Raw genomic sequence first — 14,580 nt, forward strand, 5'->3', positions numbered from 1 at the left:
ACGTGTTTGACAGGGCTTATGGACACGTGATCGCCTCGACTAAGGGGTGCCGCATGGCGGGTCTCAAGAGGTTTGTTCTTGCCTCAATCCTGGTTTCCACCGCGTTTTTGATGCAGGGCTGTAGCGCCGCGTGCAGCGAGCCCAGTTGGCTACTGCGGGTCGCCACCGATTCCATCGGTAACTACTCGCCGGGAGCGGACGTGTCGGCCTCGGGCCAGATGTGCGTAACCCGCTCAATCGGCGATTGATCTGGCGCACTTGCCGTTTGGTCGCTTGCTCGATCATGCGACCGCACGCTCGCGGCGGCTTGGTCGGTCGCCGGCACCGGTAGCGGGGTGACGGCCGGAGGCGCCGATGTGTGTCGACGCCGCGCGCCACGGGTCCGCAGAACACGCTCCACTGGTAGCCCGGATCGAATGAATTCAAATGAGCGCGTATTCGCGTGGCTTTCCCGGAATGCGCCGAATTACGTATTAATGCGTGCAGTTTATTAAAACGCGGGACCGAGCACATACCATTGGAATGTTTTTGGGCGAATTCGCAGACCGCTTGTACGCACGAATGCCGCAATACTTCAACTGTGGTACCGGAAAAGGCTGTAGGCCTGTCGGCGGTCCCGCTCGAAGGTGCCGAACGCTTGTGTGCCCTCGGTGAGATTCGAACTCACACTGGACGGGTTTTGAATCCGTTTCCTCTGCCAGTTGGGATACGAGGGCGTGCGGCCTCTTACCTTAGAGGCAGCCTCCCACCATAGAGGATCAGGAGTGCTCACCCGTCTCACCGCCCCCGAGGTCGCTGGTCTGAGGCGTTCACGACACAATATTCGTCATGACAGGCCCCACGACCGACACCGACGCCGCTGTGCCGCGCCGGGTCCTGATCGCTGAAGACGAAGCGCTCATCCGCATGGATCTCGCCGAGATGCTCCGAGAGGAGGGTTACGAGATTGTCGGGGAGGCCGGCGACGGGCAGGAAGCCGTCGAGCTGGCCGAGCGCCACCAGCCGGATCTGGTGATCATGGACGTCAAGATGCCGCGCCGCGACGGCATCGACGCGGCCTCGGAGATCGCCAGCAAGCGGATCGCCCCGATCGTCGTCTTGACCGCCTTCAGCCAGCGCGACCTGGTGGAGCGGGCGCGCGACGCCGGCGCGATGGCCTACCTGGTCAAGCCCTTCACCATCAGCGACCTCATCCCGGCCATCGAACTGGCCGTCAGCCGCTTCAGTGAGATCGCCGAGCTCGAACGCGAGGTGGCCTCGTTGTCCGACCGGCTGGAGACCCGCAAGCTCGTCGAGCGCGCCAAGGGGCTGCTGCAGAGCGAACAGGGCATGACCGAGCCCGAGGCCTTCAAGTGGATTCAGCGGGCCGCCATGGACCGCAGGACCACGATGAAGCGGGTGGCCGAGGTCGTGCTGGAGACCCTGGGCAGCTCTGACGAGTAGCTTCCCCGGCCGTCGAGCGTGAACCCACGGCTTTCGGTGTGAACTGAGGGCGCCGACACGCCGAGGGCGGCCGCCGTGGCTTCACACCGAAAGCCGTTGTTTCACACTCGAAACGGCCGCAACCGTTAGCGGGCGACGATCACCGACGAGCCGTGGCCGAACAGGCCCTGATTGGCGGTGACGCCCACTTTCGCGTTGTCCACCTGCCGGCCGGTCGCCTGGCCGCGCAGCTGCCAGGTCAGCTCGCAGACCTGAGCGATCGCCTGGGCGGGAATCGCCTCGCCGAAGCACGCCAGCCCACCCGACGGGTTGACCGGGACCCTGCCGCCGATCGTGGTCGCGCCGCTGCGCAGCAGCTGCTCCGCCTCGCCCTTGGCGCACAGCCCCAGGTGCTCGTACCAATCGAGTTCCAGCGCGGTGGACAGGTCGTAGACCTCGGCCAGGCTCACGTCCTCCGGGCCGATGCCCGCCTCGGCGTAGGCCGCGTCCAGGATCTGATCCTTGAACACCCGCTCCGGGGCGGCCACGGCGGCGGTGGAATCCGTTGCGATATCCGGCAATTCGGGAAGGTGCTGGGGATACTGCGGGGTGACCGTGCTGACCGCGCGCACCGACGGCACGCCCTCGAGCGAGCCGAGGTGCTTGTGGGCGAACTCGGCGCTGGCCACGATCAGCGCCGCGGCGCCGTCGGAGGTGGCGCAGATGTCGAGCTGGCGCAGCGGGTCGGACACCACCGGGCTGGCCAGCACGTCCTCGACCGAAGATTCCTTGCGGTAGCGGGCATTCGGGTTCTGCAGGCCGTGCTGGGAGTTCTTCACCTTGACCGCAGCGAAGTCCTCGGACGTCGCGCCGTAGAGGTCCATCCGGCGGCGCGCGAGCAGCGCGAAGTACACCGGGTTCATCGCGCCGATCAGGTGGAAACGCTGCCAGTCGGGGTCGTTCTTGCGCTCACCGCCGACGGGGGCGAACGCGCCCTTGGGCGTGGTGTCGGCGCCGATGACCAGCGCGACGTCGCAGAACCCGGCCAGAATGTGGGCGCGGGCGCTCTGCAGCGCCTGCGAACCGCTGGCGCAGGCGGCGTAGCTGGAACTGACCGGCACACCGTTCCAGCCCAGCTTCTGGGCGAACGTCGACCCGGCGATGAAGCCGGGGTAGCCGTTGCGGATGGTGTCGGCCCCGGCGACCAGCTGGATCTGTTGCCAGTCCAGCCCGGCCTCGGCCAGCGCGGCGCGCGCGGCGACCACGCCGTATTCGGTGAAGTCGCGGCCCCATTTGCCCCAGGGGTGCATGCCGGCGCCCAGGATGTAAAGCGGTTCCGGGCTCATTTCGCGATCCTCCAACCGTGCACGGTGCGCGCCACGCCGTCAGCGTCGGTGAACAAGGTCATGGTGGTCAGCTCCATCTGCATGCCGACCTTCAGATCGGCCGCCAGCGTGCCCTCGACGACCTTGCCGAGCACAATGATGCCCTCGTCGGCCAGCTCCACCGCGGCGATGGCGAACGGCTCGAACGGGTCGGCCGCCGGGTAGGGCGCGGGCGGCGGGTACCGGTTCTCGGTGTAGCTCCACAGCGTTCCCCGGGTCGACAGGGCGACGGACTCCAGGGTGTCGCTGGCGCAGGCCGGGTTGGGGCAGTTGTTCTCCCGCGGCGGGAAGACATAGGTGCCGCACTCGGGGCACTTGCTGCCGATCAGATGCGGGTTTCCGGCGTCATCGGTGGCGAACCATCCGTCGATCGCGGGTTCTGGACTGGTGACCTCTGGCACCCGGCCAGACTACCCAGCCCCAACGCAAAACTGAAACGTGTTGCAGTTCTGCCGCGGGCGCGGTCGGGACGCCTGCCTCGTCACACCGGGTGCCTAGAGTGAGACCGTGCCCGCCACGAAAACCACCCCCAAGGCCAGCGAGGAACAGACCACGCCGACGCTCATGCTGCTGGACGGCAACTCGCTGGCGTTTCGGGCGTTCTACGCGCTGCCCGCCGAGAACTTCAAAACCCGCGGCGGGCTGACCACCAACGCGGTCTACGGCTTCACCGCCATGCTGATCAACCTGCTGCGCGACGAGGCCCCGACCCACATCGCCGCCGCGTTCGACGTCTCGCGTCAGACGTTTCGCTCCGAGCGCTACCCGGAGTACAAGGCCAACCGGTCCGCGACGCCCGACGAGTTCCGCGGCCAGATCGACATCACCAAGGAAGTCCTTGCGGCGTTGGGCATCACGGTGCTGGCCGAGGAGGGGTTCGAGGCCGACGACCTCATCGCGACGCTGGCCACCCAGGCCGAGCGCGAGGGCTACCGGGTGCTGGTGGTCACCGGCGACCGCGACTCGCTGCAGTTGGTCAGCGACAACGTGACCGTGCTGTATCCGCGCAAGGGGGTCAGCGAGTTGACCCGCTTCACCCCGGACGCCGTCGTCGAAAAGTACGGGCTGACCCCGCAGCAGTACCCCGACTTCGCCGCACTGCGCGGTGACCCCAGTGACAACCTGCCCGGCATACCCGGCGTCGGGGAGAAGACCGCCTCCAAATGGATCGGCGAGTACGGATCGCTGCAGGCGCTGGTCGACAACGTCGACTCGGTGCGCGGCAAGGTCGGCGACGCGCTGCGCGCGCATCTGCCCAGCGTGATCCGCAACCGCGAGCTGACCGATCTGGTCAAAGACGTGCCGCTGGCCCAGACCCCGGACACGCTGCGGCTGCAACCGTGGGATCGCGACCAGATTCACCGGCTCTTCGACGACCTGGAGTTCAGGGTGCTGCGGGACCGGTTGTTCGAAACCCTGGCCGCGGTGGAGCCCGAGGTCGACGAGGGCTTCGACGTGCGCGGCGGCGCGCTGGAACCCGGCGAGCTGGCCGTGTGGCTGGCCGAGCACAGCTCGGGCAAGCGGTTCGGACTGGCCGTCGTCGGGACTCATCTGGCCTACGACGCCGACGCCACCGCCCTGGCCATCGTGTCCGCCGACGGCGAGGGCCGCTACATCGACACCGCGACACTGGATCCCGAAGACGAAGCGGCACTGGCGTCTTGGCTGGCCGACCCCGGTCCGCCCAAGGCGCTGCACGAGGCCAAGCTGGCGATGCACGACCTGGCCGGGCGGGGCTGGACGCTGGCCGGCGTCACCTCCGACACCGCGCTGGCCGCCTACCTGGTGCGCCCCGGCCAGCGCAGCTTCTCCCTCGACGACCTCTCGCTGCGCTACTTGCGCCGCGAGCTGCGCGCCGAAAACCCTGAACAGCAACAACTTTCGTTGCTCGACGATGACGAGGGCGTCGACGACCAGGCGGTGCAGACGCTGATCCTGCGCGCCGTGGCGGTGCTGGATCTGGCCGAGGCGCTCGACGAAGAGCTGGCCCGAATCAACTCCACCTCGCTGTTGAGCGGCATGGAGCTGCCGGTGCAGGCCGTGCTGGCCGGGATGGAAAACGCCGGCATCGCAGTCGATTTGGACCTGCTGCAAGAGCTGCAAAGCGATTTCGCCCACCAGATCAGGGATGCGGCCGAGGCGGCGTACGCGGTGATCGGCAAACAGATCAATCTGGGCTCGCCCAAGCAGTTGCAGACGGTGCTCTTCGACGAGCTGGAGATGCCAAAGACCAAGCGCACCAAGACCGGATACACCACCGACGCGGACGCGTTGCAGTCGCTGTTCGACAAGACCGGCCATCCGTTCCTGCAGCATCTGCTGGCCCACCGCGATGCCACCCGGCTCAAAGTCACCGTCGACGGGTTGCTGAACTCGGTGGCCTCGGACGGCCGCATCCACACCACGTTCAACCAGACCATCGCCGCGACGGGCAGGTTGTCGTCGACGGAGCCGAATCTGCAGAACATCCCGATCCGCACCGAGGCGGGCCGGCGGATCCGCGACGCGTTCGTCGTCGGCGAGGGCTACAGCGAGCTGATGACGGCCGACTACAGCCAGATCGAGATGCGGATCATGGCCCACCTGTCCAAGGACGAGGGCCTCATCGAGGCGTTCAACACGGGGGAGGACCTGCACTCCTTCGTCGCGTCGCGGGCGTTCGGCGTCCCGATCGAGGAGGTCACCGCGGAGCTGCGCCGCCGCGTCAAGGCGATGTCCTACGGCCTGGCCTACGGCCTGAGCGCCTACGGGCTGTCCGCCCAGCTCAAGATCTCCACCGAAGAAGCCAAAGATCAGATGGAGCAGTACTTCGCCCGGTTCGGCGGGGTGCGCGACTACCTGATGGACGTCGTCGAACAGGCTCGCAAGGACGGCTACACATCGACGGTCTTCGGCCGCCGTCGCTACCTGCCCGAACTGGACAGCAGCAACCGCCAGGTGCGCGAGGCCGCCGAGCGGGCCGCGCTCAACGCGCCCATTCAGGGCAGCGCGGCCGACATCATCAAGGTGGCGATGCTCGAGGTCGACAAGGCGATCAAAGCCGCCGGGCTGTCTTCCCGGATCCTGCTGCAGGTGCACGACGAGCTGCTTTTCGAGGTCGCGCCCGGCGAGCGGGAACAGCTGGAAGCGCTGGCGCGCGAAAAGATGGGCGGCGCCTACCCCCTCGACGTCCCGCTGGAGGTGTCGGTGGGTTACGGCCGTTCGTGGGACGCCGCGGCGCACTAGCGCGGCGAACGAAGCTTCCGAGGGGTGTAATCGCTGCTTGATCGGCCGCCGAATGCGAGGCCATGGCGGAAAATCGGCTGACAATTCGCCGTGGCGTCACGTTCGGGACATCCGTTCGGCCGCCGTCAACCGCGCTGGGTTTGGCCAGCATGTGCCCAGTCGAGTAGCCTCGACAGGTAAATCCTGAATTGTCCCTACGACCAAACCTGTCCGGAGCAACCCAACAATATGCCGAGTCCCGCCGTCACCTCGCCGCAAGTAGCCGTCAACGACATTGGCTCGAGCGAGGATTTTCTCGCCGCAATAGACAAAACGATCAAGTACTTCAACGATGGCGACATCGTCGAAGGCACGATCGTCAAAGTGGACCGGGACGAGGTGCTCCTCGATATCGGCTACAAGACCGAAGGGGTCATCCCCGCCCGCGAACTCTCCATCAAGCACGATGTCGACCCCAACGAGGTCGTTTCCGTCGGTGATGAGGTCGAAGCCCTGGTCCTCACCAAGGAGGACAAAGAAGGTCGCCTGATCCTGTCCAAGAAGCGCGCGCAGTACGAGCGCGCCTGGGGCACCATCGAGGCGCTCAAGGAGAAGGACGAGGCCGTCAAGGGCACCGTCATCGAGGTGGTCAAGGGTGGCCTGATCCTCGACATCGGGCTGCGTGGCTTCCTGCCCGCCTCACTGGTGGAGATGCGTCGCGTCCGCGATCTGCAGCCGTACATCGGCAAGGAGATCGAGGCCAAGATCATCGAGCTGGACAAGAACCGCAACAACGTGGTGCTGAGCCGCCGCGCGTGGCTCGAGCAGACCCAGTCCGAGGTGCGCAGCGAATTCCTCAACCAGCTGCAGAAGGGCGCCATCCGCAAGGGTGTCGTCTCCTCGATCGTCAACTTCGGTGCATTCGTCGACCTCGGTGGGGTGGACGGCCTGGTGCACGTCTCCGAGTTGAGCTGGAAGCACATCGACCACCCGTCCGAGGTCGTCCAGGTCGGCGACGAGGTCACCGTCGAGGTGCTCGACGTCGACATGGATCGCGAGCGGGTTTCGTTGTCGCTGAAGGCGACTCAGGAAGACCCGTGGCGCCACTTCGCCCGCACCCACGCCATCGGCCAGATCGTGCCCGGCAAGGTCACCAAGCTGGTTCCGTTCGGTGCGTTCGTGCGCGTCGAGGAGGGCATCGAGGGCCTGGTGCACATCTCCGAGCTGGCCGAGCGCCACGTGGAGGTCCCCGACCAGGTGGTCGCGGTCGGCGACGACGCGATGGTCAAGGTCATCGACATCGACCTGGAGCGCCGCCGAATCTCGTTGTCGCTCAAGCAGGCCAACGAGGACTACACCGAAGAGTTCGACCCGGCGAAGTACGGCATGGCCGACAGCTACGACGAGCAGGGCAACTACATCTTCCCCGAGGGCTTCGATTCCGAGACCAACGAATGGCTCGAGGGATTCGAGAAGCAGCGCGCCGAGTGGGAGGCCCGCTACGCCGAGGCCGAGCGGCGGCACAAGATGCACACTGCGCAGATGGAGAAGTTCGCCGCTGCCGAGGCCGCCGGGCACGCCGAGCAGTCGCCGGGCAACGGTGCGCGGGAGGAGAAGGCGGGCGGTTCGCTGGCCAGCGACGCCCAATTGGCGGCGCTGCGGGAGAAACTCGCCGGCAACGCGTGACGCCGTCGGCGACCACGCCATGCTGCGTATCGGGCTGACCGGTGGCATCGGCGCCGGCAAGTCGGCGCTGTCGTCCACGTTCGCGCGCTGCGGTGCCGTCATCGTCGACGGCGACGTCATCGCGCGCGAGGTGGTCGAGCCCGGCACCGAAGGCCTGGCCGCGCTGGTCGAGGCGTTCGGCAGCGACATCCTGCTCGCGGACGGATCACTGGATCGTCCGGCGTTGGCCGCCAAGGCTTTCCGTGATGACGAGGCACGCAAGACGCTGAACGGGATTGTCCACCCCCTGGTGGGCAATCGCCGTTCGGAGATCATCGCGTCGGTGCCCGAGGATTCCGTTGTGGTCGAGGACATTCCGCTGCTGGTGGAATCCGGGATGGCTCCGCTGTTCCCGCTCGTCGTCATCGTGTACGCCGACGTCGAGGTGCGGCTGCGGCGGCTGGTCGATCAGCGCGGGATGGCCGAGGAGGATGCGCGGGCGAGGATCGCCGCGCAGGCCAGCGACGAGCAGCGCCGCGCGGTCGCCGACATCTGGCTGGACAACTCGGGCAGCCCGGAAGACTTGGTGCAGCGCGCCCAGCAGTTGTGGGACCACCGCATCGTGCCGTTCGCCCACAACCTGAGCCAACGGCAGTACGCGCGCGCACCAGCGCGGTTGGTGCCACCGGACCCGACCTGGCCGGACCAGGCGCAACGGATCGTCAACCGCCTCAAGACGGCCTGCGGTCACCGGGCGTTGCGCGTCGATCACATCGGGTCGACGGCCGTGCCCGACTTCCCGGCCAAGGACGTCATCGACATTCAGATCACCGTCGAATCCCTTGCCGAAGCCGACGAACTCGCCGAGCCGTTACTTGCCGCCGGTTATCCGCGCCCCAAGCACATCACTCAAGATTTCCCCAAACCCGACGCGCGCAGCACCGTAGCGCGATACGACCACAGCGACCACGAGGCGTTGTGGCACAAGAAAGTTCATGCTTCGGCCGATCCCGGGCGGCCGACCAATGTGCACATCCGGGTCGACGGCCGGCCCAATCAGCAATTCGCCTTGCTGTTCCGGGACTGGCTCAAAGCCAATCCCGCTGTGCGCGCCGAGTATCTGACCGTAAAACGCAGAGCCGACAGCACTGGTGGCGGAGACATCCTGCGCTATGTCGCCGCTAAAGAGCCGTGGTTCCTCGACGCCTACCGGCGGGCCTGGGAGTGGGCCGACTCGACGGGCTGGAAGCCCTGAGGCGAATCTAGGGCAAGGGTGCGCCGCACTGCAGCGCCCCGTTCATGGGATCGGCGTTGCCCGCGACCGGTCTGACCATCTGGTCGGACTGGACGAAAACGTTGTCGTCCACGTCGATTTCGCAGTGCACGTTCGCCGCATACGGGAAGCGCACCACGATGCGCATGCCGGCCTGCTGCGGGTCGGGCAACACCGTGTCGGCCTCGAATGCGTTGCCGGGCACCGAGCTAAGCCCGGCCGTGTTCGTCTGACCGCCGTTGATCACGAAGGTGGCCTGGCTCCCGGTCGTGACGCCATCGATCCTGGCCCGATAGGTGATGTTGTGCAGATCCGCCCGTGCGACCGCCGGATTCACCACGGCGAGGGCGGTCACGGCGGCGATCGGCAGCAGCCCGCGGGCCTGGCAGCTCATAGCGGCTGACATTACAACCAGCCTGATCGGGGGGCCACATCGATTGCCCTACGGCTGGCAGCGCGGACACCACAGCGTCGTGCGGCCGCCCACCCGGCCACGTTCCAGCCGGGTGCCGCAGCGTGGGCAGTGCGGGTCCGGTTCGTCACGCACCCCGGTCAGCCAGCGCGGCAGGCCCGGCACCCGGCCATGGCGCACCGCGGTCCGCAGCACCCGAGTCATCGCGCCATGCAGGCCCTGCACGTCGTCGTCGTCCAGCTCCCTGATCGGAAGGGTGGGCCGAAGTCTGGCCCGCCAACAGATCTCGTCGGCCAACAGGTTGCCGAGCCCGGCGATCACCGACTGGTCCATCAGCGTGGGCTTGAGCTGTCGCGACCTGGCCGATCGCGCGGCCAGCGCGTCGCGGAACTCCCGCAGGCGCAGGCCCAGCGCATCGGGGCCCTGTGGGCCCGTGACATGTGCGATGTCGTGCGGATCGTCGGCCAGCCACACCCCGCGCAATTTGCGCAGGTCGGCATAGCGCAGTTCGCCCTCGTCCAGCGCGACGGTCAGTCGCTCGTAGGGGTCATGGGCGGCGCCGTCGGCGGCGTAGTACGGGCGGCCGGTCATCCCGCTGTGAATCAGCAGCGTCGACCCATCGGTGGGCAGCACGAGCCACTTGCCGTGCCGGCGCGGATCGGCGAAGCGGTGCCCGGTCAACCGGCCGGCCAGCGCCTTCGCGGTCACGTTGCGCAGCACCCCGGGATCGTGCACCTGCACGTGCCGGATCCGCCGTCCCGGCAGTGCGGCGGCCAGTTGCCGCCGAAACCCTTCCACGTCAGGCAGTTCAGGCATGCGGCCACCGCATCAGCATGTCTCCCTGACCACCTCGGTCGGGTCCTTATCGGTGCGCATGCCGAGATAGCGCGGGTGGCGGAGCTTTCCGTCGCGGGTCCACTCGGTGAATCCGATCTCGACCACCATCTCGGGGCGAACCCAATGCGCGCCGGCCTCGCGCACCGACCCCCGGGCGAAGGGCGATTGGTCTTGCGCGAGCGTCGATAACCGGTCGTGCAAGCGGTGCAGCGTGGCGTCGTCGAAACCGGTGCCCACCTTGCCGGCATAGCGCAACTCATCGCCGTGGTAATACCCGAGCAGCAACGCGCCTAACTCCACCCGGCTGCCCTTCGGGCCGGTGTAGCCGCCGACCACGAATTCCTGGTCGCGCACGCATTTGAACTTCAGCCAGGCGCGTGAGCGACCGCCGTCGTAGGGGGAGTCGGCCAGCTTGGCGATCACCCCTTCGTCGCCGCGCCCGCACGCCGCCTGGTAGGCGGCGATGCCGTCTTCGACCCGGTGCGGGGCGTAACGCAGCGGGTCGGCGAAGTCGATTGCCTTGCGCAGCAACCTCTTACGCCAGAGCAGCGGCACCTCGACCGTGGATTGGCCGTCGAGATGCAGCAGGTCGAAAACGTAGTAGAAGACGCGCACCGGGGATGCGCGGGCCAACTCGGGGTCGGTGATGCCCAGCCGGCCCTGCAGCCGGGCGAAGCTGGTCCGGCGGCCCTCGAACGCCACCACCTCGCCGTCCACGACGAAGCGAGTGGTGCGCTGGCCGGCGAGCGCATCCACCAACTCGGGGTAGGTTCCGTTGAGCGTCTGACGATTCCGCGACAACAGCCGCAACCGGGCGCCGTCGCGAAACGCCAGGCAACGCATGCCGTCGAACTTGCGCTCGAAGATCCAGTGCGGATCGGAGAACCGATCCTCGGTGAGCGTGGCCAGCGTCGGCGGCCGCCAGCCCGGCACGGGTTCCTCGCGCAGCGCCGCGCGCACCGCGCGAGGCAGACCGGCGAAGTCCGTCATGACACGTGGTCCGGCGACGCGGCGCGCCCACGCCAGGTCAACCGCATGCCGTGGTGCGCCAGCCAGCGCGACAGGTCATAGCCGTTGCGGGCCAGCCCGTCGACGGCGGTCACCGCCCGCTGCACCGCCTGCGCGGCGACCTCGGGGGTGAGCAGGCCGTGGCGGACGGCGTCCAGCAGCTCGTCGACATCGGTGAGTTCCGCCCCGATCCCGGTGCGGACCTCGATGTCCAGGTAGTGATCTTCGGAATGCCACGCGGTGGGGCCGGGCTGGTATTCGCCCACATCCAGGTAGACGTCCAGGTCCCTTTCATGCCCGGGATTGAAATGAAACACCGTGGCGCGCAACCCCAACGACGGCAGCAGCCACGACTCGAGGTAATGAAACTGCGCGCGACCGGGGGTGGGCCGGGCGATGTAGAGGCCCCACGGGTGCACGGCATATTCGTCGACGGTCCGCACGATGCCCTTGGGATCGGTGTTCGTGCGGGCCACCAGGTCGAACGTCTCGTGCTTCGGCGGGTGAATGGTGTCACCCTACCGCCGCCGGGCCGCCTCGTTACCGGCGCAACCGGATCTTCCATCGCACGAACCCGGCGTAGAAGATCGACAGCGCGGCCAGCATGCCCATGTCGAGCAGCCAGATCTTCGGCGTGTGCTGCCAGAACCGATCCTGTGACAGCAGGGTGTCGGGCACCAGGTGACGCAGGTCCACCGTCGACGATGCCGCGGCGTAGCCCCAGCGCGCCGGCATCGCCCACGACAGCTGGTTCAACCCGAGGCGGCCGGTCACCGGCACCATCCCGCCGCACAGCACCAGCTGCGCCATCACGGCCACCACGAACAGCGGCATGATCTGCTCGCTGGAGCGCACCAGCGACGAAATCGCCAGGCCCAGAATGGCCGAGGCGACGCACGTCGCCGCGACGGTGGCGAACAGTTCGACGGTGGCCCCGACGGTCGAGTGGCCGAACAGCACCGCGCCGCGCGTCGGGGCGCTCTTGCCGATCACCACGATCGCCGTGACGATCGCCGACTGCAATAACGCGAACCCGCAGAACACCGCGCTCTTGGCCAGCAGGTAGGCGGTGGTCGACAAGCCCACCGCCTGCTCACGCTGGAAGATGGCGCGCTCGCCGACCAGGTCGCGAATTGTCAAGGCGGTGCCCATGAATGCCGCGGCCGGCATCAGCAGGGCCAGTATCTGCGCGGCTTCGTCGGGTGTCCCCGCGTTCGGCGCGGGTGCGTGAAATCCGTTGCTGCCCGGCACGGTCAGCGACAGCGAGCCCAAAATGAACGGCAGCAGCGCCAGGAACACGAAGTAGGCGCGGTCGGCGATCACCAGGCGCACCTGCCGCCGGGCGATCGTCGAGATCTGACGGCGCACGCTGGTGTGAACCGGTTCCCCGAGGCTGCTCGGCTCGTCGGTCTTGTCGGGCAGGTACCGCTGCGGCCGCTTCTGGGCCTCGTTCTGTTCCAGGAAGCGGCGGTTGGCCTCGTCGGGGTCGGCGCCGACCTGGGTGAAGATCTTCGCCCAGTTGGTGGTGCCCATCGCCCCACCGATCTGGTCGGGCGCGCCGCAGTAGGCGGTCTTGCCGCCCGGGGCCATCAGCAGCACCTGGTCGCAGACGTCGAGGTAGGACAGCGAGTGTGTCACCACCAGCACCACCCGGCCGGCATCGGCCAACTGGCGCAACATCGTCATGACCTGCAGGTCCAGCGCGGGGTCCAGCCCCGAGGTCGGCTCGTCGAGGATCAGCAGCGACGGGCCGGTCAGCAGTTCGAGCGCCACCGAGGCGCGCTTGCGCTGCCCGCCGGACAGCTTTTCGACGCGGGTGTCGGCGTGCTTGGTCAGGTCGAGTTCCTCGAGCACCTGGGCGACGACGTTCGCGCGGTCTCTCTTGCCGGTGTCGGGCGGCAGCCGCAGCTCGGCGGCGTAGCCCAGCGCCTGGTTGATGGTCAGCTGGCGATGCACCACGTCGTCTTGGGGAACGATGCCGATCCTGCTGCGCAGCGATGCGTACTCGGCGTGAATGTTGTGTCCCTCGAACGTGACTGAGCCCGACGTCGGGGTGGTGTAACCGGCGATTAGCCGGGCCAGTGTGCTCTTGCCGGCGCCCGAACCGCCGATCACGGCGGTCAGCGTCCCGGGGCGCGCGGTCAGCGAGATGTCGTCGAGCAACTGCTTGCCGTTGTCGACGACGTAGGAGACGTCGCGCACCTCGAGGCCGCCGGTGCGGGTGGCGGCGCCGCCGCGTTCGGTCAGGGTGCCGTCGCGGAACACCAGGTCGACGTTGCCGATGGTGACGATGTCGTCCTGCGACAGGATGGCCGACCCGACCCTGGTGCCGTTGACGAACGTCCCGTTGACGCTGTTGTCGCGGATTTCCGTGCCCAGCTGGGTGGGAACCAGGGTGGCATGCTGGCGCGACGCCAACACGTCGGAGACGACGATGTCGTTCTCGGGGGCGCGGCCGATCGTCATGGCGCCGGCGGTGCCCGCCGCCGAGGACGCGCGCGGCGAGAGCAATTTCACAAAACGGGTCGCCAGGTTCGACACGTCGGCCGTCTTGGCGTCGATCACGGTGAATTCCGCTGCGGGCGTTGCGGATGGCTGTGGTGGCGCCTCGGTTTCGCCCGCGGCGGGCGGGCTGACCTGCAGCCTTGCCGGTGAGCCCGGGTCGATGACGGTCCGCTCCTCGGGCGGTACGCCGCGCGGCGCCGGTGCCGGCGGCACGCGGGGCGGTGGCACCTGGCGAGGCGGCACCGTCGGCTGTCGCGGGGGCGCGTTCGGCGGCCTCGCCGGCTGCCGGGGTGGCACCGGGCGCGACGGCGCGCCCTGCGGGCCGCCGCGAGCGGGACCCCTGTTCTGGCCGCCGGTTCGGCCCTGTGGGGGCCGCGGCGGATGCGTCGGATTCGTTTGCTCGGCAAGCGCAGTCCATGCCAGCGTCGGCGGCCCGGAGTCGTGACTCGGCCTGGGCCGCGGCGGCTGGCCGGCATGACCCTGCTGGGGCCCGATCGCGAAGGTCAGGCGCGGCCCCTGGGGGTTGCCGATGTGAATGCTCTGCCCGTCGTGGATATCGACCACCGGCATCCGGTAGCCGTTGAGGTAGGTGCCGTTCAGCGAGCCGTTGTCGATTGCCAGCCAACGGCCTTGGTCGAACCGCACGATCAGATGCGCGCGGGAAATTCGTGGATCGGCGATGCGCACATCGGCCTGCACGTCGCGCCCGACGACCACCTCGTGGCCCGCCGCGAAGGATCGTTGGGACCCGTCATGCCGAATTGTCAGAATGGGCGGGGCGGGTCGAGTCACCACTCAAGTATCGGCCAGCGTTGGCAGTGCGCTCTATTGGAGCCACCTGTGACTTCCCTTTGTCTCGATTCGGCCAC

11 protein-coding genes and 1 tRNA gene are annotated in these 14,580 nt (G+C 67.8%); 4 read left to right on the forward strand and 8 right to left on the reverse strand.

The annotated features are described in order from the left end of the window. Nucleotides 1–642: 642 nt before the first annotated feature. Nucleotides 643–716, reverse strand: a tRNA-Leu gene (locus A5659_RS06225). A 112-nt stretch (nt 717–828) separates the two neighbouring features. Here A5659_RS06225 and A5659_RS06230 point away from each other — a divergent pair. Then, complete coding sequence (locus A5659_RS06230) at nt 829–1,443, forward strand: ANTAR domain-containing response regulator (RefSeq protein WP_066866931.1); 615 nt, start codon at nt 829–831, stop codon at nt 1,441–1,443. A 125-nt stretch (nt 1,444–1,568) separates the two neighbouring features. On the opposite strand, the gene A5659_RS06235 is transcribed toward A5659_RS06230, so the two are convergent. Together A5659_RS06235 and A5659_RS06240 are read right to left on the reverse strand one after the other, a co-directional pair. Further along, nucleotides 1,569–2,768, reverse strand: coding sequence for a lipid-transfer protein (locus A5659_RS06235; RefSeq protein WP_067144506.1), 1,200 nt, complete (start codon nt 2,766–2,768; stop codon nt 1,569–1,571). Then, entirely contained in the window at nt 2,765–3,208 is a 444-nt protein-coding gene (locus tag A5659_RS06240) for a Zn-ribbon domain-containing OB-fold protein (protein ID WP_066875901.1), read from the reverse strand. The genes A5659_RS06235 and A5659_RS06240 overlap by 4 nt, the downstream gene beginning before the upstream one ends. Before the next feature lie 163 nt (nt 3,209–3,371). Here A5659_RS06240 and polA point away from each other — a divergent pair, with 163 nt between their 5' ends. The 3 genes from polA to coaE all read left to right on the forward strand — a co-directional run bounded on the left by polA (nt 3,372) and on the right by coaE (nt 8,931). Beyond that, nucleotides 3,372–6,032: a DNA polymerase I gene (gene polA / locus A5659_RS06245; protein ID WP_197497935.1), complete on the forward strand. Its 2,661-nt coding sequence runs from the start codon at nt 3,372–3,374 to the stop codon at nt 6,030–6,032. Nucleotides 6,033–6,260: 228 nt separating this feature from the next. Then, a complete protein-coding gene (gene rpsA, locus A5659_RS06250; RefSeq protein WP_066866923.1) occupies nt 6,261–7,697 on the forward strand; it encodes a 30S ribosomal protein S1 in 1,437 nt (478 codons plus the stop codon). A 19-nt stretch (nt 7,698–7,716) separates the two neighbouring features. Next, complete coding sequence (gene coaE, locus A5659_RS06255; protein ID WP_067143033.1) at nt 7,717–8,931, forward strand: dephospho-CoA kinase; 1,215 nt, start codon at nt 7,717–7,719, stop codon at nt 8,929–8,931. Nucleotides 8,932–8,938: 7 nt separating this feature from the next. Here the strand turns inward: coaE and A5659_RS06260 are convergent, their stop codons facing one another. The 5 genes from A5659_RS06260 to A5659_RS06280 all read right to left on the reverse strand — a co-directional run bounded on the left by A5659_RS06260 (nt 8,939) and on the right by A5659_RS06280 (nt 14,506). Next, nucleotides 8,939–9,343 carry a hypothetical protein gene (locus tag A5659_RS06260; RefSeq protein WP_066866919.1) on the reverse strand — a complete coding sequence of 135 codons (405 nt, stop codon included), beginning with the start codon at nt 9,341–9,343 and terminating at the stop codon, nt 8,939–8,941. A gap of 48 nt (nt 9,344–9,391) precedes the next feature. Further along, nucleotides 9,392–10,177 carry an Fpg/Nei family DNA glycosylase gene (locus A5659_RS06265; protein ID WP_067025577.1) on the reverse strand — a complete coding sequence of 262 codons (786 nt, stop codon included), beginning with the start codon at nt 10,175–10,177 and terminating at the stop codon, nt 9,392–9,394. A 12-nt stretch (nt 10,178–10,189) separates the two neighbouring features. Beyond that, a complete protein-coding gene (gene ligD, locus A5659_RS06270) occupies nt 10,190–11,188 on the reverse strand; it encodes a non-homologous end-joining DNA ligase (RefSeq protein WP_067179846.1) in 999 nt (332 codons plus the stop codon). After that, nucleotides 11,185–11,649 (reverse strand): DUF402 domain-containing protein, encoded by a 465-nt coding sequence (locus tag A5659_RS06275; RefSeq protein ID WP_067179879.1) that lies wholly within the window; start codon nt 11,647–11,649, stop codon nt 11,185–11,187. Before A5659_RS06275 ends, ligD begins: the two co-directional genes overlap by 4 nt. Nucleotides 11,650–11,746: 97 nt before the next feature. Then, nucleotides 11,747–14,506 (reverse strand): FHA domain-containing protein, encoded by a 2,760-nt coding sequence (locus tag A5659_RS06280; RefSeq protein WP_197497933.1) that lies wholly within the window; start codon nt 14,504–14,506, stop codon nt 11,747–11,749. Between the last annotated feature and the right edge of the window lie 74 nt (nt 14,507–14,580).

The sequence above is a fragment of the Mycobacterium sp. 1165196.3 genome (genome assembly GCF_001673415.1).
In the GTDB taxonomy this organism is placed as follows: Bacteria; Actinomycetota; Actinomycetes; order Mycobacteriales; family Mycobacteriaceae; genus Mycobacterium; species Mycobacterium europaeum_A.